This is a genomic window from Enterobacteriaceae bacterium ESL0689 (assembly GCA_029433525.1).
Taxonomy (GTDB): Bacteria; Pseudomonadota; Gammaproteobacteria; order Enterobacterales; family Enterobacteriaceae; genus JAQTIF01.
In genome coordinates this window covers 694,541-718,164 of record JAQTIF010000001.1, presented here as the reverse complement: position 1 = coordinate 718,164, position 23,624 = coordinate 694,541, and the positions used below count along the sequence as shown (strand labels likewise).

Annotated in this window: 20 protein-coding genes, 1 tRNA gene and 3 pseudogenes; 18 read left to right on the top strand and 6 right to left on the bottom strand. The window is 49.8% G+C overall.

Annotated features, from left to right (window positions below; translation table 11 throughout):
• Nucleotides 1–4: 4 nt before the first annotated feature.
• Nucleotides 5–2,047, bottom strand: a complete 2,043-nt coding sequence (gene prlC / locus PT300_03575; GenBank protein MDF7679736.1) for an oligopeptidase A — start codon at nt 2,045–2,047, stop codon at nt 5–7.
• A 239-nt stretch (nt 2,048–2,286) separates the two neighbouring features.
• On the opposite strand from prlC, the gene PT300_03570 reads away from it, so the two are divergent.
• The 3 genes from PT300_03570 to PT300_03560 all read left to right on the top strand — a co-directional run bounded on the left by PT300_03570 (nt 2,287) and on the right by PT300_03560 (nt 5,331).
• Complete coding sequence (locus PT300_03570; GenBank protein ID MDF7679735.1) at nt 2,287–3,129, top strand: 23S rRNA (adenine(2030)-N(6))-methyltransferase RlmJ; 843 nt, start codon at nt 2,287–2,289, stop codon at nt 3,127–3,129.
• Between the two features lie 31 nt (nt 3,130–3,160).
• Nucleotides 3,161–4,513, top strand: a complete 1,353-nt coding sequence (gene gorA, locus PT300_03565) for a glutathione-disulfide reductase (protein MDF7679734.1) — start codon at nt 3,161–3,163, stop codon at nt 4,511–4,513.
• A 123-nt stretch (nt 4,514–4,636) separates the two neighbouring features.
• Nucleotides 4,637–5,331, top strand: a protein-coding gene (locus tag PT300_03560) for an IS1 family transposase (protein MDF7679733.1) whose coding sequence is annotated in 2 segments (ribosomal slippage) — nt 4,637–4,886 and nt 4,886–5,331 — 696 coding nt in all. Because the reading frame shifts where the segments join, the coding sequence is not laid out codon by codon here.
• A gap of 153 nt (nt 5,332–5,484) precedes the next feature.
• On the opposite strand, the gene PT300_03555 is transcribed toward PT300_03560, so the two are convergent.
• On the bottom strand, nt 5,485–6,480 hold the full coding sequence (locus PT300_03555; protein MDF7679732.1) for a sulfate ABC transporter substrate-binding protein: 996 nt from the start codon (nt 6,478–6,480) through the stop codon (nt 5,485–5,487).
• Between the two features lie 158 nt (nt 6,481–6,638).
• The gene (gene zapB / locus PT300_03550; protein ID MDF7679731.1) at nt 6,639–6,887 is read right to left on the bottom strand and encodes a septal ring assembly protein ZapB; all 249 of its coding nucleotides are present in this window, start codon (nt 6,885–6,887) and stop codon (nt 6,639–6,641) included.
• 696 nt (nt 6,888–7,583) lie between these two features.
• On the opposite strand from zapB, the gene PT300_03545 reads away from it, so the two are divergent.
• The 12 genes and pseudogenes from PT300_03545 (at nt 7,584) to PT300_03490 (ending at nt 18,555) form a co-directional block, all read left to right on the top strand.
• Nucleotides 7,584–8,435, top strand: a complete 852-nt coding sequence (locus tag PT300_03545; GenBank protein ID MDF7679730.1) for an aquaporin — start codon at nt 7,584–7,586, stop codon at nt 8,433–8,435.
• Between the two features lie 171 nt (nt 8,436–8,606).
• The gene (glpK, locus tag PT300_03540) at nt 8,607–10,115 is read left to right on the top strand and encodes a glycerol kinase GlpK (protein MDF7679729.1); all 1,509 of its coding nucleotides are present in this window, start codon (nt 8,607–8,609) and stop codon (nt 10,113–10,115) included.
• Nucleotides 10,116–10,337: 222 nt separating this feature from the next.
• Nucleotides 10,338–11,702 (top strand): annotated as a pseudogene (locus PT300_03535) (uracil-xanthine permease family protein).
• A 379-nt stretch (nt 11,703–12,081) separates the two neighbouring features.
• A tRNA-Sec gene (locus tag PT300_03530) sits at nt 12,082–12,176 on the top strand.
• Nucleotides 12,177–12,410: 234 nt separating this feature from the next.
• Complete coding sequence (locus PT300_03525) at nt 12,411–12,893, top strand: transposase (protein ID MDF7679728.1); 483 nt, start codon at nt 12,411–12,413, stop codon at nt 12,891–12,893.
• 120 nt (nt 12,894–13,013) lie between these two features.
• Nucleotides 13,014–13,298, top strand: a pseudogene (locus PT300_03520) (helix-turn-helix domain-containing protein).
• Between the two features lie 27 nt (nt 13,299–13,325).
• Entirely contained in the window at nt 13,326–13,913 is a 588-nt protein-coding gene (locus tag PT300_03515; protein ID MDF7679727.1) for an integrase core domain-containing protein, read from the top strand.
• A 76-nt stretch (nt 13,914–13,989) separates the two neighbouring features.
• The gene (locus PT300_03510; protein ID MDF7679726.1) at nt 13,990–14,250 is read left to right on the top strand and encodes a hypothetical protein; all 261 of its coding nucleotides are present in this window, start codon (nt 13,990–13,992) and stop codon (nt 14,248–14,250) included.
• Nucleotides 14,247–15,293 carry a RhuM family protein gene (gene rhuM / locus PT300_03505; protein ID MDF7679725.1) on the top strand — a complete coding sequence of 349 codons (1,047 nt, stop codon included), beginning with the start codon at nt 14,247–14,249 and terminating at the stop codon, nt 15,291–15,293. Before PT300_03510 ends, rhuM begins: the two co-directional genes overlap by 4 nt.
• Nucleotides 15,290–17,302, top strand: a pseudogene (locus tag PT300_03500) (HsdR family type I site-specific deoxyribonuclease). The gene rhuM and the pseudogene PT300_03500 overlap by 4 nt, the downstream one beginning before the upstream one ends.
• Nucleotides 17,294–17,473, top strand: a complete 180-nt coding sequence (locus tag PT300_03495) for a M48 family metallopeptidase (protein ID MDF7679724.1) — start codon at nt 17,294–17,296, stop codon at nt 17,471–17,473. Before PT300_03500 ends, PT300_03495 begins: the two are co-directional and overlap by 9 nt.
• A 167-nt stretch (nt 17,474–17,640) precedes the next feature.
• Entirely contained in the window at nt 17,641–18,555 is a 915-nt protein-coding gene (locus PT300_03490; protein ID MDF7679723.1) for a restriction endonuclease, read from the top strand.
• A gap of 113 nt (nt 18,556–18,668) precedes the next feature.
• Here the strand turns inward: PT300_03490 and tssJ are convergent, their stop codons facing one another.
• Together tssJ and PT300_03480 are read right to left on the bottom strand one after the other, a co-directional pair.
• Entirely contained in the window at nt 18,669–19,205 is a 537-nt protein-coding gene (gene tssJ, locus PT300_03485; GenBank protein MDF7679722.1) for a type VI secretion system lipoprotein TssJ, read from the bottom strand.
• 251 nt (nt 19,206–19,456) lie between these two features.
• Complete coding sequence (locus tag PT300_03480) at nt 19,457–20,242, bottom strand: phosphoglycerate mutase family protein (protein ID MDF7679721.1); 786 nt, start codon at nt 20,240–20,242, stop codon at nt 19,457–19,459.
• 48 nt (nt 20,243–20,290) lie between these two features.
• On the opposite strand from PT300_03480, the gene PT300_03475 reads away from it, so the two are divergent.
• Both PT300_03475 and PT300_03470 read left to right on the top strand, forming a co-directional pair.
• A complete protein-coding gene (locus PT300_03475) occupies nt 20,291–20,500 on the top strand; it encodes a hypothetical protein (protein MDF7679720.1) in 210 nt (69 codons plus the stop codon).
• 17 nt (nt 20,501–20,517) lie between these two features.
• The gene (locus PT300_03470) at nt 20,518–21,132 is read left to right on the top strand and encodes a YagU family protein (GenBank protein MDF7679719.1); all 615 of its coding nucleotides are present in this window, start codon (nt 20,518–20,520) and stop codon (nt 21,130–21,132) included.
• A gap of 45 nt (nt 21,133–21,177) precedes the next feature.
• On the opposite strand, the gene nlpA is transcribed toward PT300_03470, so the two are convergent.
• On the bottom strand, nt 21,178–21,987 hold the full coding sequence (nlpA, locus tag PT300_03465) for a lipoprotein NlpA (protein MDF7679718.1): 810 nt from the start codon (nt 21,985–21,987) through the stop codon (nt 21,178–21,180).
• A 432-nt stretch (nt 21,988–22,419) separates the two neighbouring features.
• Here nlpA and PT300_03460 point away from each other — a divergent pair, with 432 nt between their 5' ends.
• On the top strand, nt 22,420–23,598 hold the full coding sequence (locus PT300_03460; protein MDF7679717.1) for a multidrug effflux MFS transporter: 1,179 nt from the start codon (nt 22,420–22,422) through the stop codon (nt 23,596–23,598).
• The last annotated feature ends 26 nt before the right edge of the window (nt 23,599–23,624 follow it).

Here is a 23,624-nt window from a genome sequence, read left to right as displayed (position 1 = left end):
CTATTTAACCCCGGATGCCATAATGTCTGAGCATGGCATTCAGACGCGGGGCACGTCCCCGGAAGCGTTTAAACAACGCCATCGGATCTTCTGAACCACCACGGCTGAGAATATTTTCCAGGAACGCCTGCCCTGCCTGACGATTGAAAATCCCCTCTTCTTCAAAACGGGCGAACGCATCCACCGCCAGCACTTCTGCCCACAAATAACTGTAATAACCTGCCGCATAGCCACCGGCAAAAATATGGCTGAAGGCATGGGGGAAACGTCCCCATGATGGACTGGGTGCGACGGCGACCTGTTCTTTGACTTCCTTCAGCGTTTCGAGGATCCTCGCCCCCTGTTGCGGCTGATATTCGGTATGTAAGCGGAAATCAAATAAGCCAAATTCCAGTTGTCGTAAAATAAACAAGGCGGCCTGATAATTTTTCGCTGCCAGCATTTTGTCGAGTAATTCACGCGGCAACGGCTCACCGGTTTCATAATGACCAGAGATAAACGCCAGCGCCTCCGGCTGCCAGCACCAGTTCTCCATAAACTGACTCGGTAACTCAACCGCATCCCACGGTACGCCATTGATACCGGAGACGCCGGCAGTCTCAATCTCCGTCAGCATATGGTGCAGGCCGTGACCAAACTCATGAAACAGTGTTATCACTTCGTCATGGGTAAATAGCGCCGGTTTACCATTCACCGGACGGTTAAAATTGCAGGTCAGGTAAGCGACTGGCTTTTGCAGCGAGCCATCCTGTTTACGTATCTGACTGACGCAATCGTCCATCCATGCACCACCACGTTTATGTTCACGGGCATAGAGATCGAGATAAAAGCTACCACGCAGCAGGTTGCTTTCATCATAAAGCTCAAAAAAGCGGACATCGGGATGCCAGACATCGATATCCGAGCGCTCTTTGACGCTAATGCCATAAATCCGCTTAACCACTTCGAACAGCCCCTTCACCACCCGGTTTTCCGGGAAGTACGGGCGCAGCTGCTCATTGTTGATATGGTAGAGATGCTGCTTTTGCTTCTCGCTGTAGTACGCAATATCCCACGGCTGGAGCTCATCAACACCAAATTGGCTCTGAGCAAAAGCGCGTAATTGCGCCAGCTCTCTTTCACCTTGCGGACGAGCGCGTTGAGCAAGGTCGCTCAGGAAGGCGATCACCTGCTGCGCGCTTTGCGCCATTTTGGTGACCAGCGATTTGCTGGCGTAGTTATCGAAACCGAGCAGTTGTGCCAGTTCATGGCGGAGGGCGAGGATCTCTTCCATCACCGGGGTGTTGTCCCATTGACCTGCATTCGGCCCCTGATCAGAAGCGCGGGTGGAATAGGCATAATACATCTCTTCACGCAGTGCCTGGTTGTCACAGTAAGTGATTACTGACAGATAGCTGGGAACATCGAGGGTCAGCAGATAGCCTTCCTGCTGCTTCTCCTGTGCCCGGGCATGTGCCGCCGCCAGCGCATCTTCCGGCATACCGGAGAGTTGCTGAGCATCGCTTACCTGTTTGCTCCAGCCCATCGTGGCATCCAGCACATTATTGCTGTACTGGTTACTCAGCTCAGACAAACGCGCCATAATCTCGCCATAACGCTGCTGTTTCTCTTCTTCCAGGCCTATGCCAGACAGCTCAAAATCACGTAACGCATTATCAACGACTTTTTTCTCAGCAATACTCAGCCCGGCGTAATAGTCCCCCTGACGCAAGTCACGGTATGCCTGATACAGCCCTTTGTGCTGCCCGACCCAGGTGCCATATTCTGACAGCAGGGGTAATACCTGTTCGTAAGCCTCGCGTAATTCAGGACTATTCTTAACCGCATTCAGGTGACTTATCGGCGAGAAAATACGCCATAACGTATCATCCACTTCTGCCAGTGGCTGACATAATGTCTCCCAGCGATAGGGGGCACCTTGTGCCACAACATGCTCTACTGTTGCACGGCAATCATCCAGTGCTTTATTAATCGCAGGAACAATCTGTTCTGGTTTGATCGCAGAAAACGGTGGCAATAAAAAAGGAGCCAGTAATGGATTAGTCATGTTGCGCTGTCCTGTTAAAAAATGAATGGAATACGGACTTTGCCGCCTCAATATGACCCCTAGCATGGGGGATCTTCACGGGAATTTCAATGCTCGGCTACCCGTCGGCAAAGCGCTGAAATCGGGCTAACGCCTGCGCGTTATCCACGCGAGGAGGCGGGACAAAAGCAGTAATCTGTCTCGTTCTGCGGTAGACTATGAGGCATATCTTCTATTTCACTCCCGGAACCGCTGCACCCATGCTCAGTTATCGCCATAGCTTTCACGCTGGTAATCACGCCGACGTTCTTAAACACACTGTTCAGAGCCTGATTATCGAAGCGCTCAAGGAGAAAGAAAAACCCTTTCTCTATCTCGATACCCACGCGGGCGCCGGACGCTATCAACTGTATCACGAACATGCAGAGCGTACCGGTGAATATCTCGAAGGGATCGCCCGCATCTGGCAGCAGGATTCACTGCCGGGCGAAATGGAAACGTATCACTCTGTCGTCCAGCAGCTTAACCGTAGCGGCCAATTACGTTACTATCCCGGTTCCCCTTTAATCGCCAGCCAGCTACTGCGTGAGCAGGACAATCTGCTACTGACGGAGCTGCATCCTGGCGACTATCCCCTCCTGCGTGCTGAGTTCCGCAAAGATCCGCGTGTTCATGTGGCAAAAGCGGATGGTTACCAGCAGTTAAAAGCCAAACTACCGCCCGTTTGCCGTCGTGGCCTGATCCTTATCGATCCCCCTTATGAGATAAAAAGTGATTATCAGGCAGTGGTTGAGGGTATTCATGAAGGATATAAACGCTTTGCTACCGGGGTTTATGCGCTGTGGTATCCGGTGGTATTACGCCCGCAAATTAAGCGCATGATAAAAGCGTTAACGGAAACGGGTATCCGTAAAATCATGCAGATCGAGCTGGCGATACGCCCGGATAACAGCCAGCGGGGAATGACCGCTTCCGGGATGATCGTAATTAATCCCCCGTGGAAGCTGGAACAGCAAATGAGCACCATTTTGCCCTGGCTGCACCGTAAATTATCTCCCACCGGAACGGGCCATGCTATGGTTAACTGGATCGTCCCTGAATAAGCGTCCGTCATTTAATAAAAGGAACTGTATGATGCACAAACATTACGACTACATCGCTATCGGTGGTGGCAGTGGTGGTATTGCCTCTGTCAATCGCGCCGCCCTGTATGGGCAAAAATGCGCGCTGATTGAAGCCAGATTATTGGGAGGCACGTGCGTCAATGTCGGTTGTGTGCCGAAGAAAGTGATGTGGCATGCGGCACAGATCCATGATGCGCTGACCCTGTATGGCCCCGATTACGGCTTTGACGTCACCCTAAACCACTTCGACTGGGACAAACTGATCGCCAGCCGTAGCGCTTATATCGACCGCATTCACAGCGCCTACCATAACGGACTGGCCAAAAACAAGGTGGATGTTATCAACGGCTACGCCCGTTTTATCGATAGTCACACGATTGCAGTCAATAACCTCACGATCTCTGCCGATCATATCCTGATCGCAACCGGGGGTTATCCCAGTCGGCCAGCGATCCCCGGTGCTGAATATGGCATTGACTCCGATGGTTTTTTTGCCCTGCCAGCGCTACCGAAACGGGTAGCCATCGTGGGTGCGGGTTATATCGCCGTTGAACTGGCAGGAGTTCTCCATAGCCTTGGGGCTGAAACGCATCTGTTTGTACGCAAACAGGCACCCTTACGCCACTTCGATCCGCTGATCGTCTCCACCCTGCTCGATATCATGGATACTGAAGGCCCGCAGTTGCACACCTACGCCATTCCACAATCGGTGATCAAAAACAGTGATGGCAGCCTGACGCTAACTCTGGAAGATGGCCGCAGTCAGACGGTAGATTGCCTGATCTGGGCCATTGGCCGTCAACCTGCCACCGATGATTTAAACCTGATCGCCGCTGGAGTGAAAACCGATGATCGGGGGTATATTGTGGTTGATAAATGGCAGAATACCAGCGCTGCGGGGATCTATGCCGTAGGGGATAACACCGGCGCGGTAGAACTGACACCTGTCGCGGTCGCGGCTGGTCGCCGACTGTCTGAACGGTTATTTAATCACCAAGCCGATGAGCATCTTGATTACCACAATATCCCCACCGTGGTATTCAGTCACCCGCCGATTGGCACTGTCGGATTAACTGAACCCCAGGCGCGGAAACGGTATGGTGATAATGCGGTGAAAATTTATCAATCTTCCTTTACAGCCATGTATACCGCCGTGACCACCCATCGTCAGCCATGCTGTATGAAACTGGTGTGCGTCGGTGCGGAAGAAAAGATTGTTGGCATTCATGGTATCGGCTTCGGAATGGATGAAATATTACAGGGCTTTGCCGTTGCCCTGAAAATGGGAGCCACCAAACAGGATTTCGACAACACCGTGGCGATCCACCCTACCGCCGCAGAGGAGTTTGTGACGATGCGTTAGGCATCCCAGAGCCTGACCCACCTGGTTATTGGCGCAGCCTACAGGTAGTACGTGAGGATTTCGGGTCATGTATTCAACGTGTTTATTATGTTGTATAATCACTCTTTTTAACCGGTGCGCCAGATGGCTAAAATTGATGTAACATGCCCGTTTTGTCAACAAACTGAACCCGTTAAAAAGCATGGTCTGGGCAAAGCTGGATTTCAGCGCTATCGCTGTCAGTCATGCTGCCGTACTTTCCAGATCGATTACGCTTACCGTGCCTGCCTGCCCGGCATGAAAGAACAAATTGTTGACCTTGCCATGAATAATGCGGGTATCCGCGATACCGCAAGGACTCTGCATATCAGCATTAATGCCGTTGTCCGCACTTTAAAAAACTCGCCCCACGATGTGTAACCACGTTTCCGCTGGATAATCAGCAAATCCAGCTTATCTGTGAAGTGGATGAGATGTGGTCTTTTGTCGGCAGTAAAAAGCAGCAACGCTGGCTGTGGTATGCATGGGAGCCTCGCCTCAAACGAATTATTGCTCATACTTTTGGACGCAGAAGCAAAAAGACACTGCGCAGGTTACTGAAATTATTGTCAGGTTTTAATGTTGCCTTCTGGTGTACAGATAACTTCAGTGCTTATGATCTGCTGCCGGATGAAAAACATATCAGGGGTAAGCTTTATACACAGCGGATTGAACGGGAAAACCTGAATTTGCGTAACCGATTAAAGCGACTGAATCGTAAGACTCTGGGGTACTCAAAATCTTTTGAAATGCATGACAGGATCATTGGTACTTTTATTGAGCGCGAATATTATGTTTGAGACGAAATAAACACATTGAATACATCACCCATTTAAAGCCTTTAAATATAAGATTCCCGAGTAATCTTTATTCATAGTCTGAATAAGAGCTCATCAACCGGGAATCATTATATATTTCAATTCCCGGATCAAGGCCACTTATACTCTGATCGTTTACTGCGCAGGCTGACTTATTTGATCGAAAGTGCCGCCATGTGCAAAGTGCTCTTTTTGCGCCTGCTGCCAGCCGCCAAATAGCTGGTTAACAGTAAAGAGTTTCAGCGGCGGGAATGTCGCCGCATATTTTTGTGCGATCAGCGGATCGCGTGGCCGATAATAGTTTTTCGCCGCGATCTCCTGGCCTTCCGGTGAGTAGAGATATTTGAGATAAGCTTCGGCGATCAGCCGGGTTCCTTTTTTGTCCGCCACCTTATCCACCACCGATACCGACGGTTCCGCCAGAATTGACGCGCTGGGGATGATAATTTCAAACTCATCGTTGCCTGTTTTCTGTATCGCCAGCATGGCTTCGTTTTCCCATGTAATTAATACATCCCCCATCCCGCGCTCAACGAATGTATTCGTTGCCCCACGCGCCCCGGCATCCAGTACCGCAACATTTTTATACAGTGCCTGGACAAACGCCTGGGCCTTCGCCTGATGACCGCCATGCAGATTCAGGGCATAGCCCCATGCAGCAAGGTAGTTCCAGCGTGCACCACCAGAGCTTTTCGGATTGGGCGTAATGATCGACACCCCTGTTTTAATCAGATCATCCCAGTCCTGAATATGTTGCGGATTACCTTTACGTACCAGAAAGACAATTGTTGAGGTATAGGGCGCTGAATTATCTGGCAGCCGATCCAGCCAGTTTTTCGCAATACGATCATGCCCGGCAATCGCGTCGATATCATAAGCCAGCGCGAGGGTCACAACGTCAGCTTCAATACCATTAATCACGGATATCGCTTGCTTACCCGAGCCGCCATGTGATTGACGAATAATGACATTATCACCGGTTTGCTGCTGCCAGTGTGCGCTGAATGCTTTGTTGTATTGTTCGTACAACTCGCGGGTGGGATCATAAGAGATATTCAATAACTGGATATCTCTGGCTGACACGCTAGCCGATACCAGCAACAGAAGCAATCCTGCACGCCATTTATTCATTACGCCCTTCTCTACGGTTGTCGGATTATGATGGATTAAGCGTGACAGAAGACAATTAAATGATTAAAGAATAAAAAAAGATGGGCTATAACTTAGTGGCATATCAAGAGGCAGAACCCCCTCTCCGGCAACAAGAGAGGGGGAAAGGGGTCAGAGAATCAGACTTCTTCTTCCATACGACCCAGTAAGGCCTGCAGCCGATCCTGCCAGTTCTGTTGTTGCTCTTTCAACTGGCTGTTTTCACGTTCCAGTTCTTCACAGTCATGCTGTGTAGTTTTGACATTTTGCTCCAGGACATTATTTTTTTCTTTCAGCTCTTCTATTTCCATCTGCAACAACGTGATGGTATCAATCGCCTGCTGAACTTTAGTTTCTAATTTCTCAAACACTTCAAATGACATCGTCATATTTCTCCTGAAATGACAAGGCGTTGATAGCGAGCTATCTCGTCCCTTCTCTCTGATGGCGCTTTAGAGCCTATCCCATTAGGCTATTTTACTGGCCATTTTGGCCCTGGGCAGTGCTCGAAATCCTCAGGTACGACCTGTACGCTGCGGTTTCTCCGCGCTGTCCGTGTCCAGACTGGCTGCGTCAATAACGCCTGGTGGGCCAGGCTCTTAGCGGCAATGGGCGTACAACAGTAATGATCTAAGATTGTATGAATCCATACTGCGCCTGTCCAGCGACAAGCCGCGCCCGTTGCGACGGGTGATACTTTTCACCCTTTACCTGCGTTATTTATCAGCACCTGGCGGCAATTCACTGTTTTTTGTAATTAATATGTTAAAAATAACGCCCCCATTCACGCCGTCACGCTAACGATATGTCATATGCAACATGCAGTTGGCTATTTTCTTGACGCGGTACACAGATTTATATTTCGCTATTTCTTGTTTATGCCTGTTAACGATAGATTAACACCATATTCGCAAGACGATGTTATGACCAATGACTTTCTTTTCTCTCCATAAAATCATTCGAGGTGCATCAGGGCAATACAAAAAAAGACCACCCGCGTTCCTGTCTACCGTCAGCGACAACAGAGAAGATCTGACAAATGACAGGGATATTCGATTATCATAACTTTACTTCAGGATTCCATTATGAGCCAGACATCAACATTGAAAGGCCAGTGCATTGCAGAGTTCTTCGGTACGGGATTATTGATCTTTTTCGGTGTCGGATGCGTTGCTGCACTGAATGTGGCGGAGGCCAGTTTCGGCCAGTGGGAAATTAGTATTATCTGGGGGTTAGGTGTTGCTCTGGCTATTTATCTGACCTCTGGTGTATCGGGTGCACATCTTAATCCTGCGGTCACTATTGCGCTGTGGCTGTTCGCCAGCTTTGACAAGCGCAAAGTCCTGCCTTTTATCATCGCACAATTTGCCGGTGCCTTTTGCGCGGCGGCATTAGTTTACGCCCTGTACAGCAATCTTTTCCTCGCCTTTGAACAGAGCCACGATATGGTGCGAGGCAGTATAGACAGCCTCGATTTGGCGGCGGTGTTCTCCACCTATCCCAATCCACATCTCAGTTTTAGCCAGGCTTTTATGGTGGAAATGGTGATTACCGCTATTCTGATGGGCATGATTATGGCGCTGACCGATGACGGTAATGGTATTCCGCGTGGCCCTCTGGCACCGCTGCTTATCGGTTTGTTGATTGCGACTATCGGTGCCTCTATGGGGCCACTGACTGGCTTCGCCATGAATCCAGCGCGTGATATCGGGCCCAAAGCTTTCGCCTGGCTGGCGGGCTGGGGCAATATTGCATTTACTGGCGGTAAAGATATTCCCTATTTCCTCGTTCCTCTCTGTGCGCCCGTAGTGGGTGCCGCTATTGGCGCACTTAGTTATCGTCATCTGATCAGTCGCCACTTACCTTGTAACGTAGTCGCCGATGTCGATAAAGAGAAAAATACACTGGTGACACAGCAACAGAATGCTTCGCTGTAAAGAGATCATGCCCTGTCTGATGCGCGATAACTGTTTTACCGCCAGTAGAAACAGGGCTTTTCAGGTTAATTTTTCCAGGCTTGTATCGCCTGACGAGAAAAGGCTGTGCCAGTAACGCCTGCAGAACCAGGCGCTAAGTTGATTTTTTTGTTCTGATAGCGAGACCCTATGATGACTGATAAAAAATATATCGTTGCACTTGATCAGGGGACGACCAGCTCACGGGCAGTGGTGATGGATCACGATGCCAGTATCATCAGCGTTTCACAACGCGAATTTGAGCAAATCTATCCCAGGCCTGGCTGGGTAGAGCATGATCCGATGGAAATCTGGGCATCACAAAGCTCGACGCTGGTTGAAGCGCTGGCAAAAGCCAATATTAGCTCCGATAAAATCGCCACTATCGGTATCACTAATCAGCGGGAAACCACCATCATATGGGAGCGGGAAACAGGTAAGCCCATTTATAACGCCATCGTCTGGCAGTGTCGCCGTACTGCCGATATTTGCGAGCAACTTAAACGCGACGGGATGGAAGACTATATCCGCCAGACGACCGGTCTGGTGGTTGATCCCTATTTTTCCGCGACCAAAGTGAAATGGATCCTCGATCATGCCGAAGGGGCACGGGAACGGGCAAAACGTGGTGAGTTGTTATTTGGTACGGTAGATACCTGGCTGGTATGGAAAATGACGCAGGGACGTGTACATGTCACTGACTATACCAACGCTTCGCGTACCATGTTGTTCAATATCCATCATCTTGACTGGGACGATGAGATCCTGAAAGCGCTGGACATTCCGCGCTCAATGTTGCCAGAAGTGCGTAAATCTTCTGAAGTGTATGGCCAGACCAATATCGGGGGTAAAGGTGGCACCCGCATTCCCATTTCCGGTATCGCCGGTGATCAGCAAGCGGCGCTGTTTGGTCAGTTGTGTGTCAAAGAAGGAATGGCGAAAAATACCTACGGCACTGGCTGCTTTATGCTGATGAATACCGGTAATAAAGCGGTCTCCTCAACACGTGGTTTGCTGACCACGATCGCCTGTGGCCCACAGGGTGAAGTGAACTATGCGCTAGAGGGTGCCGTCTTTATGGCAGGTGCCTCCATTCAGTGGTTGCGCGATGAAATGAAGCTGGTTAATGATACGGCCGATACCGAATACTTTGCCAGTAAAGTCAGCAATACTAACGGGGTGTATGTGGTGCCCGCATTTACCGGGCTTGGCGCGCCATACTGGGACCCTTACGCCCGTGGTGCCATCCTCGGATTGACGCGCGGAGTGAACGCTAACCATATTATTCGCGCAACACTGGAATCTATCGCCTACCAGACACGCGATGTGCTGGAAGCGATGCAGGCTGATTCCGGTATTCGTCTGCATGCCCTGCGCGTTGATGGCGGCGCGGTGGCGAATAATTTTCTGATGCAGTTTCAGGCCGATATCCTCGGTACTTACGTAGAACGGCCAGCGGTGCGTGAAGTCACCGCGCTCGGTGCGGCTTATCTGGCAGGTCTGGCTGTCGGTTTCTGGCAAAATCTGGATGAATTACAGCAGAAAGCTGTCATTGAACGACAATTCCATCCCGGTATCGAAACGACAGAACGTAACAGCCGCTATAACGGCTGGAAAAAAGCGGTAAAGCGTGTTCTGAACTGGGATGAACACGAAGCGTAATGACACTTCCCTTCCCGGTAACAATCTATTTACCGGGAATAAATGCCCGTCAGTTACCTTTTACACAGGCTATCCGCGGTGAGCGGCACCCTCACCGAACTTATTTTTTAAATCAATGATGACAAACGTTTGCTTTTAATAACCAGTCCGATAAAATCCCGGCTTTGCCACCCTGAGATGATGAGTGATGTCCATTAATCCTTCGGCAGCCGTTGATATGCCATCCGTGAAACCGTGAAACAAAACACCACCAGCGAATTGATCTATCATCTTGAAGATCGTCCCCCATTAGCACAAACCCTGTTCGCCGCTTTTCAGCACCTGTTAGCCATGTTTGTCGCCGTGATTACCCCGGCGCTGTTAATCTGTCAGGCGCTCGGGCTTCCGGCGCAGGATACACAACATATTATTAGCATGTTGCTGTTCGCTTCCGGCGTCGCTTCCCTTATTCAGATTACAACCTGGGGGCCTATTGGTTCCGGTTTACTCTCTATCCAGGACACCAGCTTTAATTTTGTCGCTCCGCTTATTATGGGTGGTCTGGCGTTGAAAACAGCAGGGGCCGATGTGACAACAATGATGTCCGCGTTGTTTGGCACACTGATGCTGGCCAGTTGTACCGAAATGATTATCTCCCGATTATTACCGCTGGCACGTCGTATTATTACTCCGCTGATCCCGGGTGTGGTGGTGATGATTATTGGTCTGTCACTGATTCAGGTCGGGCTGACATCTATCGGTGGCGGTTATGCGGCTATCGCTGACCATACCTTTGGTGCACCGAAAAATCTGTTACTGGCCGCTATCGTGCTGGTATTGATCATCATTCTTAATCGCCAGCGCAATCCGTGGCTACGTATTGCTTCTTTGATGATCGCGATGGCGGCGGGTTATTTGGCCGCATGGTTACTCGGTATGTTGCCCGTGGATAACACCCCGACGGAAAACCCGCTGATCATGATACCGACTCCCCTCTATTATGGATTGAGTATCGACTGGAATTTGCTCTTACCACTGATGCTGGTATTTATGATTACTTCGCTGGAAACTATTGGTGATATTACAGCGACATCGGATGTTTCTGAACAACCGGTTTCCGGGCCGTTATATATGAAACGGCTGAAAGGCGGGGTGCTGGCTAATGGTTTAAATTCATTCGTTTCCGCTATTTTTAACACCTTTCCTAACTCCTGTTTTGGTCAGAATAACGGGGTTATTCAGATCACCGGTGTCGCCAGCCGACATATTGGTTTCGTGGTATCGCTGATGCTGATCATCCTCGGTCTATTTACGGCGGTAAGTGGTTTTGTTCAGCATATACCGGAACCGGTGCTGTGAGGTGCCACCCTGGTGATGTTCGGTACTATCGCCGCTTCCGGGGTACGCATCATCTCGCGGGAAACGCTCAACCGACGGGCGATCCTGATAATCGCGCTGTCACTGGCGGTGGGACTCGGTATTTCTCAACAGCCACAGATCCTGCAGTTTATGCCCGAGTGGTTAAAAAATCTACTTTCTTCTGGTATCGCGGCGGGAGGCCTCACTGCGATTGGGCTCAATTTATTTCTCCCGGCAGAGAAAAATTAATGGTTCTGCCACTGGCTGAGCGGGAATATTAGCGCCTGGCCCACCAGGCGTTATTGACAAAACCAATCTGGACACGGGCCGCCACGTACAGGAAGTACATGAGGATTTCGGGCACTGCCCAAGGCCAAAATGGCAACTAAAATAGTTTGATGGGCCAGGATTTTAGCATGATTATCTGATTATTAACTTACTTGATAATATAATTATTTTCTCATTTATTTAATAATCAAAGACAATTTTACCAGCTTGATTTATGCTTGTTATCTATTATTTCATATTTTGTAAACGAAATTTTTACACTAAGAAAGTGTATTCTGTTGTATAGCAACTGTTTGAAAATATATATAATGTATCGGCCTCCATGTAGCAATCGAGGTGCGGAAGATCGTCATCTCCGGTGAGGTGGCTGGACTTCAAATCCAGTTGGGGCCGCCAGCGGCTCCGGGCAGGTTCGACTCCTGTGATCTTCCGCCAGTTCGCCTTTTCTGAACGCCACTGTCTCAAGTAAATCCCTTGTAATACCTGCAATTACTGCTGATTATGTTCTTCCTGAATGGCTTATATGGACACCACCCCGATGCAAGCACCGGTAGATCTTTTCTGACAATGTAGTCACAAACATATATCCGGCTTCATGAGCCCTGACCCTCAGTGTCAGGATAGTTGTCACCCCCTCTGAAAAATCAGTCTGAGGGCATGGAGTGACAAATGAAACGTATTTCCCCTGAACGTAAAGCAGCGATACTGGCTAAATTATTGCCTCCTTACAACATGACGGTTTCCACTGTTGCACAAATGGAAGGAATATCCGAAGCTACCCTCTGTAACTGGCGTAATCAGGCCAAATCAGAGGGGAAGCCCGTGCCCGGCGCAGAGAAAACAACCGACCAGTGGTCAGCAGAAGCACGCTTCGCCGTGATAGTCGAAACCGCCACACTCAGTGAGGCTGAAGTGGCAGAATACTGCCGTAAAAATGGCCTTTATCCGGAACAGATTATTCAGTGGAAGCAGGCTTTTTTACAGGCGTCTGCGCCGGAAGATAAAGCGGCCCTGAAGCAGAGCCAGAAAGAGATTAAACAACTGAAGAGAGAGCTGGTGCGTAAGGAGAAAGCTCTGGCGGAGGCGGCAGCGATACTGGTACTGCGAAAAAAGCTCAGGGATTACTACGGGGAAACGGACGGGGACGACTGACGCCTGCGGATGAGCGCCAGCAGCTCATCCGGTGGATTAATGAGACTGTCGCGGCCGGAGCCCGGCGCAGGGTTGCCTGCCGGGAGGTCAGTCTGAGTCTGCGGACATGGAGAAGATGGCAAAAAAGTCCGGAAGATGGCCGTCAGGCCGGTGCCGGTTAACCGCCTGAGCGCTGAGGAAGAGCAGCAGATACGGGAGGCCTGTCATCAGCCTGAATATGCCAGTCTGCCGCCGTCGCAAATCGTGCCGCGTCTGGCAGACAAAGGCATTTATCTGGCGAGTGAATCGACCTTTTACCGCATACTGCGTCGTTCCGGCGAGGTTCACCGGCGGGGACGTCAGGCCCGGCGGCAGAAGGTGGCCGCCCCGACGACCTTTACGGCGACAGGGCCCTGCCAGGTGTAGACATGGAACATCACCTGGCTGCCCTCTGTGGTGAGTGGCCGCTGGTATTATCTGTATCTGATAACCGACCTGTACAGCCGGAAAATCACGGGTTACGAAGTGCATGAGACAGAAAGCGGTGAACAGGCAGCCGCCCTGATGCAGCGCAGTGTGATGCGGGAAGGCTGCTGGCGACAGCCACTGGTCCTGCACGCCGATAACGGTCCGGCGATGAAATCGCAGACGCTGCAGGTGAAACTGCATGAGCTGAATATCACACCATCCCACAGCCGGCCACGGGTGAGTAATGATAATGCGTATGTGGAATCGCTGTTCCGGACGCTGAAGTATGTGCCGCAGTGGCCATCATCGGGGTTCAGGACGCTGGAGGATGCCCGCACCTGGGTGGAGAAATTTACCCGGTGGTATAACGAAGAGTACCGTCACAGTGGAATACGCTATGTCACGCCAGCAGAACGGCATCGTGGTGAAGACAGGGCCCTGCTGAAACAGCGTGATGAACTGTATCGTCAGGCACAGAAAGCGCATCCGGAGCGCGGGTCAGGGAAGACAAGAAACTGGCAGCCGGAGGGCCCGGTAACATTAAATCCGGAACGGGAAAAACAGGCAGTTTAAATTAAACAGGGGTGACAACTGTCTTGACACTTACCGTAGTCATCGATACTTTAAATATCTTTTTGAGGCGGACTATTTGAAGCGGCAATTAGGTTCGATTGTAAATACAGGCGTTAGAAATAATGGTTTGTTGAATATAAAACCAAGCGAATTTATGATGTTAAAAGTTCCTGTTCCAAGCTTTGAAGAGCAGGAGGCTATTGCAGATGCCTTGCATATTTCCTCTCAAACTATCAAATCACTTCAGTGTAAAATAGCCCTCCTAAAACAAGAAAAAAAAGCCCTGATGCAGCAACTGCTCACCGGTAAACGCCGGGTAAAGGTGGAGGCCGCATGACTGATAAACACTTACCTCAACCTCCAGCAGGTGAATTCCTGCTGTTCCAAAGCGAGGATGGTCGCGCACGTGTTGAATGCCGATTTCAGTCAGATACGCTTTGGCTCACTCAGGCATCGATGGCTGAGCTATACGATAAAGATGTGCGCACCATCAACGAGCACCTGATCAACATCTTTTCAGAAGGCGAACTTGGTCAAAATTCAACTATCCGGAAATTCCGGATAGTTCGCCAGGAAGGAAAGCGTCAGGTTTCCAGAGAGATAGAGCACTACAGCCTCGAAGCTATACTGGCCGTTGGCTATCGTGTTCGTTCAGTTCGGGGGACTCAGTTCCGCCAGTGGGCCACGCAAACCTTGCAGGAATATCTGATTAAAGGGTTTGTGATGGATGATGAGCGGCTGAAGAATCCGCCCGTCGGCTCTTCTGTGGTTCCCGACTACTTTGACGAGATGCTGGAACGCATCCGCGATATTCGTGCCAGCGAACGGCGCGTCTATCTGCGTGTGCGGGAGATTTTCGCGCTGGCCGCTGACTACCAGCCGTCTCTTAAAGAGACGACTCTTTTCTTTCAAACCATCCAGAATAAGCTGCACTTTGCCTGCACCGGGCGTACAGCCGCTGAGCTAATCCACCAGCGGGCAGATGCCAGCCAACCTCATATGGGGCTCACCAGCTATAAAGGCAATGACGTGCGAAAAGGCGATGTCACAGTCGCTAAAAACTACCTGACCCAGAAAGAGGTCAGTGAGTTGAACCGTGTAGTGAATATGTGGCTGGACTATGCCGAAGATCAGGCACTGCGCCGCCAGCAGGTCTTTTTGCAGGACTGGCAGGAGAAGCTGGATCAGTTCTTGCAGTTCAACGACCGTCATGTGCTCCAGGGCGCGGGCACTGTCAGTAAGAAAATGGCAGATGAAAAAGCTCAGGGCGAATATGCACGATTTGCAGAGCAGCGGCGTTTGTTAAAAGAGGCAGAGGGTGAAAAGGATATTACCGAGCTACTGCACTGGAAAGCCGATAAAGATAAGGGAACATCATGAGCATGCAAATCGCGCCAAAATTCCAGGAAGAGTATAGCGCCAAGCTCCCGGCGCTGGCTCTCTTGAGTAATTTAGGCTGGACCTATATTTCACCTCAGCAAGCCTTGTCCGCGCGAGCAGGCAAGGCCGATCAGGTGGTCTTGAACCAGATTTTGCGTGAACAGTTAGCTAAGAGGACGTTTATCTTTGCCGGTAAAGAGCATGCCATTTCTGAAAAAGCGATTGATGGCTTGGTTGCCGAAGTTAACAACCCGGCATTAAACCAAGGGTTGATTACCGCCAATGAGCACTTGTACAACCACCTGTTGTACGGCATCTCAGTGACGGAGTTTATTGATGGCAAACGGGCGAACCCGACTATATCGTTGATCGACTGGAACAACCCGCAGAACAACAGCTTTGTTTTCACCGAAGAGTTCAGCGTGACACGCGCTAACGGCATTGAGGCACGCAGGCCCGATATTATCTGCTTTGTGAATGGTATTCCGCTGGTCGTTATCGAGGCTAAGCGCCCGGACGGCAATGCTAAAAAAGGGCCGACTATTGACGAGGGGATCTCTCAAAGTCTGCGAAACCAGCGTCATGATGAAATTCCGCGACTGTTTGCCTACAGCCAGATCTTATTGTCGATAAACGGCCATGATGGACGTTACGGGACTTGCGGAACATCGACCAAATTTTGGGCTACATGGCGGGAAGAAGATATCTCTGATCTGGAGATGTTTGCCATCAAAAACCGCAAGCTCACAGCACAGCAGATGGAGTCAATCTTCAGCCACCGTTCGGTTGCCTGCCTGGAATGGTATCAAAATCTGACGACAACGGGCGATTTGGCTGTAACGGGCCAGGACCAGCTGCTTATCAGTCTGCTTTTACCTGAACGTCTACTGGATATGGTTCGTTTCTTCACGCTGTTTGATAAGAAAGCCGGTAAGGTCATTGCCCGATATCAGCAGGTATTCAGTATCAAACGGCTGCTACAGCGTATCGAAACGAAGAACCCTGATGGCAGCCGCAACGGTGGGGTTATCTGGCATACCACGGGTTCAGGTAAGTCACTGACGATGGTTTTCCTGAGCAAAGCGCTGATTCTGAGTGAAACTCTCAAGCAGTGCCGCATCGTCGTGGTGACCGATCGCGTCGATTTGGAAAACCAGCTCAGTCGCACCTTTATTTCAACCGGGGAACTGGCCGGTAAAAGGGATAAAACCGATGCCATCGCCACCTCTGGCAAGCGTCTGGCCGAACAAATAGGCAAGGGTACGGAGCGCATTCTCTTCTCGTTGATTCAGAAATTTAACACGGCCACCCGCCTGCCCGAGTGCGTGAATACCAGTCCCGATATCATTGTGCTAATTGATGAAGGCCACCGCAGTCACGGCGGCGAGAGTCATCAACGTATGAAGCTGGCTCTACCCAACGCGGCCTTTGTTGCTTTTACCGGTACGCCGTTGCTGAAAGAGGATAAGACCACGAATAAATTTGGTCCCATCGTTCATGCTTACACCATGCAGCGTGCGGTGGAGGACAAGACCGTTACCCCGCTTCTCTACGAAGAGCGCCCGCCCGAGCTGAACGTTAATGAACGAGCTATAGATAGCTGGTTTGACCGTATCACCGAGGGGTTAACGGATAAACAAAAAGCCGACTTGAAGCGTAAGTTTGCTAATAAAGGGCAGGTCTATAACGCTGACGATCGCATCCACCTTATTGCACTGGATATCGCCAACCATTTTGTCAAAAACATCGACGATGGCTTGAAGGGGCAACTCGCCTGTGACAGTAAAGCAGCAGCAATCAAATACAAAAAGTATCTTGATGAAGCCGGGCTGTTTGAGTCTGCAGTGGTCATTAGTTCGCCTGACACGCGTGAAGGGAATACCGAGGTGGATGAATCTGGTATCCCTGATGTGACCAAATGGTGGCAAGATAACGTCGGCTCTCAGGATGAACAGGTTTACACGCGCAATGTCATCGATCGTTTTGATAAAGATGATTCGCTGAAGCTAAAGGCTCCCCGTGAGTGCATCGACTACGTTATCCTGCATGAGCTCTGCCATCTGGCCGAGCATAACCATAGTGAACGCTTCTACCGGCTCATGGGACAGGTTATGCCGGACTGGGAGAAGACCAAGAAGCGATTAGATGGGATGGCGGGGATGATATTTTCTGATTTGTGATGTGGGGAGTGATATTTTCCTCTAGTCGGTAAAATGGATAACAATGGTGTACATACTCACTTCCCATCGCGTGATGGAAGTATGCCAGAGTGCTTAGCAAGCAACTAATTTATAGATGGCTGGTTTAAACAATCGATTCACCAAAAACCTTTATCAGGGATGTTTCTATGGCCGTTCCTACTTACGATAAATTTATTGAACCTGTACTCCGCTTCTTGGCTGGTAAACCCGATGGCGTACCGGCTCGCGATGCGCACGAAGCCGCTGCTGATGCACTTAATCTTGATGATAATCAGCGAGCAGAAGTGATTGCCAGCGGTCAGTTAGTTTATAAAAATCGGGCTGGTTGGGCACATGACCGCCTGAAGCGAGCCGGTTTATCGCAAAGCTTATCCAGAGGAAAGTGGTGCTTAACGCCAGAAGGGGTTAATTGGGTTCACGCCCATACCCAGCCACTCACTGACGAGGAAGTGAACCATCTGGCGTTTAATTTCATGAACGTGAAGCTAAAACAGCAGCCAGATGCTGTCGATCTTGATCCAAGACCAGCGGTACTGAACCAGGAAGAGCTGGCAAAAAGCAGCCCGGATGATCGACTTGATCAGGCGTTAAAAGAGCTACGGGACGCGGTTGCTGATGAGCTGTTAGAAAATCTGTTGCAAGTCTCCCCGGCACGTTTTGAGGTTATCGTCCTAGATGTTCTTCATCGTCTGGGATATGGCGGACATCGGGATGACCTACAACGCGTGGGTGGCACCGGTGATGGTGGCATCGACGGTATCATTTCGCTCGATAAACTGGGACTCGAAAAGGTTTACGTACAGGCCAAACGCTGGCAGAACACAGTTGGCCGTCCAGAACTCCAGGCGTTTTATGGTGCACTGGCGGGACAAAAGGCCAAACGTGGTGTGTTTATCACCACTTCCGGTTTTACTTCTCAGGCGCGAGATTTTTCCCATTCTGTTGAGGGCATGGTTTTGGTTGATGGCGAACGTCTGGTTCATTTGATGATTGAGAACGAAGTCGGTGTTTCTTCCCGTTTGGTTAAAGTGCCCAAACTAGATATGGATTACTTTGAGTAATGAGTGAATCCCAGTCGGAGCGGCAGCTCCGGTTATTTGTTTGGAAAGATTTTTCTTTGAGTGCTGGTCTTTGTGCTTCTGAATGCTTGACTCGAGCTGTATGCCTCTATCCGTCATTCTTGCTTAACCGCTTGCAGCGTCAGTGAGTTATCGTCGATATTCAGAATGCGCGGATTATTCGGATCAAGCTCATCGCGACGGATGACCAGCTTCCAGCTGTTTTTAACGCTATCAGGATGGCGGAACAGTCCTGCCACGGCGACAAATTGCGTGTCTTCTTCCAGTGGCATATCAAGGCTCACATCACCGCCAGGTTTTACCACCACATCGTGACCCGCAAGCCGATCGGCATGCAGCATGATGTCTCCGTCTTTCAGTAACTGTGGATAGCGCATGTTGTCAAAAGTTTTGCGATCCCGCAATTGATAGACACGGATCACCACCGATTCAGACAGCGGGTGGGGATCGGTATTCAGCGTCTCACGGGCTGTGAAATCCAGGTGTAACACTTTAATATTTTTATAAAATAAATCATGAAATGCTGATTTCGTGTTGTCGGTGACACGCTGCGTCAACCCGCAGCCTGCCAGACTGAATGCCATCAGCGGTATTAACCAGCGTACAGCGCTGGTTAAAGGTGTTCGTAACATGTCGATTTCCTTGTTATGGTTTTGTCGTCAGGATAGCAGGTGAGGATTTCAGCCACCGCCCGAAGGCAAAATAGCTCTGATGGTCGTCATTCGCTGAAACGGTATCGCGGCAAAACCCCGGTGACAATGCAATCTTTGTGACCGGGGGTTCTCTTTATTGACTGCCTCAACAGCAGAGGAATCATTTAAATAATTAAGGAAAATAATGATAACTTTTCATTTTTAACGTTATCAGAACATTATCGCGACTTTTATTTTCCTTTTTTAGCGATTATTTTTCTTCCTTCCTCAACAAAATGCATATCACCGATACTGGTCACCGTATATTTACCATTACGGTATTCGATTTTCACCACTCCGGCATTGCCCATGCCTTTATTTTTAAGCGGATCTTCTGTCATATCAGAGATCATAATGCCAATCGACATACCGGAAGAGACCGCCAGCACATTTTTGTCACGATTCTGTAAAGCCTGTTTGACAATGAGATTTAATGCAGACTGCATTCTCTCTTTAACCTGGCTGGCTTTTTCCGCCTCATGTTTGTCATCCACTTTGCTGATGGCATTGGTCAGGTCAGCAAACGGCATTTTGCCCTCTTCGCGCAGGGAAGACATCTCACCGTCACGGCTAAATCCCATTGCTTTCCCGGCGGCATTATTCATCACATCATTGGGTAACCCTTCGAAACCACCAAAAAAAACTTCCCGCAGTTCACGTAATTCCGTCGGCTTAACTTTAGTGCGATGCTCTTTCATTATCAGTGATAATGTTTCCTGTTGCCGACCGAGATCACTGGAATAATATTTTTTAAATTTTATCGTCCGTGAACCCACGCCGAACTCTCTGGCAACACGCTCGCCTTCCGCCGTCAGGGGGGTATCCGACCATCCCTGGACACGATCATATTTATTAAAAATCGTTTGTCCGTGACGAACGAAATAAACGTCAACCTCACCTTTACCAAGGTTTTGCGGTTGTGCTAACGCACTCCCCGACAGGAGCATGAGTGAGGCGAATAATATTTTTTTATCCATAATATCTTCTCCGTGCAATTTTTTAACATGAGATGAAAGGGGATCAGTATGCCCGGGATGGCGTGGTGTCAGAGCCAGGAGGCAGATATAGCAAAACAATTTCACCCTGAAGCGATCGGTTTTTACCGCTTCGGTAATGTCTTTGGTAATACCATAACAATGATCTTAAGTGAAGTCTTGCCAGGAGATAAAAATATTCATACTTTTTTACTTTACGATATGCAGAAGCTAAGATGGGCACGAATGCATTTAATTTAGCTAAGAAGGTCAAAAAAATGAATATTTTTGAACGCACACCACCATCACGCCGTCGCTATGGCGTTGCGGCTTTTGTGGGTTTTATTGCTGGTATCGTTTCGGCTTTTGTTAAGTGGGGGGCGGAAGTTCCTTTGCCGCCACGCAGCCCTTTTGATATGTTCAGTAGCGCCTGTGCGCCAGAAGCATTAATCCGGGCAGCGGATAAAATAGATTGCTCACGCAATTTCCTCAATCCGCCTTATATTTTCCTGCGCGACTGGCTGGGGCTGGCCGATCCGAACTCCGCAGTCTACACCTTTGCTGGCCATGTCTTTAACTGGGTAGGGGTCACCCACATTATATTCTCCGTCGTCTTTGCCGTTGGCTATTGTGTGGTGGCGGAAGTCTTTCCCAAAATCAAGTTATGGCAAGGTTTACTGGCCGGTGCACTGGCACAGCTCTTTGTCCATATGATCTCATTCCCATTGATGGGACTCACACCACCGCTTTTCGATCTGCCGTGGTATGAAAATGTCTCTGAAATATTTGGCCATTTGGTCTGGTTCTGGTCGATTGAAATCATCCGCAGAGATTTACGCAATCGCATCACTCACCAGCCCGATCCTGAGATCCCGCTCGGAAGCCCACGATAAATTTTCCTGGCTGATAAATGGCGTGTTACACGCCATTTATCGTGTTTACCAGCCCGCTACTGCGCCACCGTTAAAAATGGTCTCTGCGGCTTTCGCCACTTCCGGCGACTGATAGGCGTGCATAAACGTCTGCACATTTTCCGCATTTTTATTCTCTTCCCTCGCCACGATGATGTTCACATAAGGTGAGTTTTTATCTTCAATAAAAATGCCATCCCGTACCGGTGATAGCCCGGTTTGCTGAATATAGGTGGTACTGATAATCGCCACGTCCACCTGCGGATCATCAAGAGCGCGTGGTAGCTGCGCACCTTCCAGCTCCATGATTTTCAGATGGTGCGGATTGGTGATGATATCGACGACGGTGGGCAGTAACCCACTATCAGTATTGAGTGTGATCAGCTGCTCTTTCTGTAATAACAGCAGCGCACGCCCAAGGTTAGTCGGGTCATTTGGAATGGCGATCGTCGCTCCCTCTTTCAGCGCCGCCACCGACTTTATTTTGCGCGAGTAACCTGCCATGGGAAAGACAAACGTGTTACCGATAGCCACCAGATGGTAGTTATGCGCTTTGTTGTCCTGTGCCAGAAAGGGGCGATGCTGGAAAACATTGGCATCCAGATCGCCCGCATTGGTCGCTTCATTCGGCAGCAGTGAGCCACTGAATCCCACCAGTTCGACCTCAAGCCCATACTTCTCTTTCGCCACCTTTTTCGCTACTTCTGCGACATCCTGCTCCGCGCCGTTAATGACACCGACTTTAATCTGTTTAACATCGTCACTTTTCTGGTCACAACCTGCCAGTAACGCTATTGACATGATTATCGCGACAATAGCCTGTACACATAATTTCATCATTTTTTCCTGTTAGCCCATAGTAGTTATTATTAGCGTCCATCCCATCAGGCGTAGCCTGTCTGGAAACCGCTGCGTACACGTTTCGAGCACTGAGCAGAGCCTAAATAGCCTGCTTAGCAAACTATAACCATGTTATGGTTAGCTTTTAAACAACAAACAGCGCAACAGGAAATAAAATCATCTATCGGCTAAATACGCCAAATAACATCGCGATCAGCCGTAACAGAGAGCGTACCTTTGTGAAAAAAATAGAATAAAATAGCTCATACACTATCTATATCAACAGGCTCTAAATCCTGACCACAACAAAACAAGATGTCCTCATCGCCATGCTGCTACAGATAACCACAGAAACCGGCATGTCTGAATCCGTCCTCTGTTGCTGGTAACAGGTCAGCCGCCAACCCGTCGCATACGCAAGGAGTTTCTATGCCACGCATTTCCCTTTCGTGGGTCATTACTCTGGGCCTGCTAACCGCAATCGGCCCATTGTGTACTGATCTCTATCTGCCCGCTCTGCCCGATATCAGCCGGCAGATGAACGCCTCCAGTACACAAACGCAATTATCGCTGACAGCGGCACTCATCGGGCTGGGGCTTGGTCAGCTCTTTTTTGGCCCACTGAGCGATCGCGTGGGTCGCCAGAAACCGCTGATCCTGTCACTGGTGCTGTTTATTTTCTCCTCGGCGATGTGCGCAATGACGCATGATATGGTGAGTCTGATCGCCTGGCGCTTTCTTCAGGGTTTCGCCGGTTCCGGTGGCTCTGTGCTCTCGCGCTCAATCGCCCGTGATAAATATCAGGGCACCTTGTTGATTCAGTTTTTCGCCCTGCTGATGGCCGTCAATGGGATTGCGCCGGTGATCTCGCCGTTGTTAGGCGGCTATATTATTACCGCCTTCCACTGGCAAACACTGTTCTGGGTTATGGCCGGAGCTGGTGGGGTGCTGTTACTGCTCTGTCTGCTGATCCTGCGCGAAACGCTACCTGAAGAAAATCGTGGCCGCCATTCGTCGCAAGACCATACCCCGATTGTTAAAAATCGTCCTTTTATACGCTACTGCCTGATTCAGGCCTTTATGATGGCCGGGCTATTTTCATATATTGGCTCATCCTCATTTGTGATTCAGAATGAATATGCCATGAATGCCCAGCAGTTTAGCCTGCTGTTTGGCGTTAACGGTATCGGGCTTATCATTATGGCGCAGATTTTTTCCCGTCTTTCCCGCCGCTTTCAGCCCGATCTCTTGTTGCGATACGGCCTGAGTCTGGCGGTGTTATGCGCGCTGCTGACACTGCTGTTTAGCTGGCAGACATTGCCACGTTTAGCGCTTATCAGCCTGTTCTTCACGGTTTCATTAATGAGTGGTATTAGTACGGTTGCTGGCTCAAAAGCGATGTGTGAAGTCAGTCAGACACAATCGGGTAGCGCATCGGCACTGATGGGCACGCTGATGTTTATCTGTGGAGGTATCGCCGCCCCACTGTCTGGACTCGGCGGGGAGACGATGGTGAAAATGAGTTTCGCTATTACAGTAAGCTATCTGATCGCGCTGCTCTTTGGTCTGCAGAAATCCCCGCTGACGCCTGTCGCGAAGCAGCCGTAAGCCAACCGCCCCGGCGCTGTGAATAA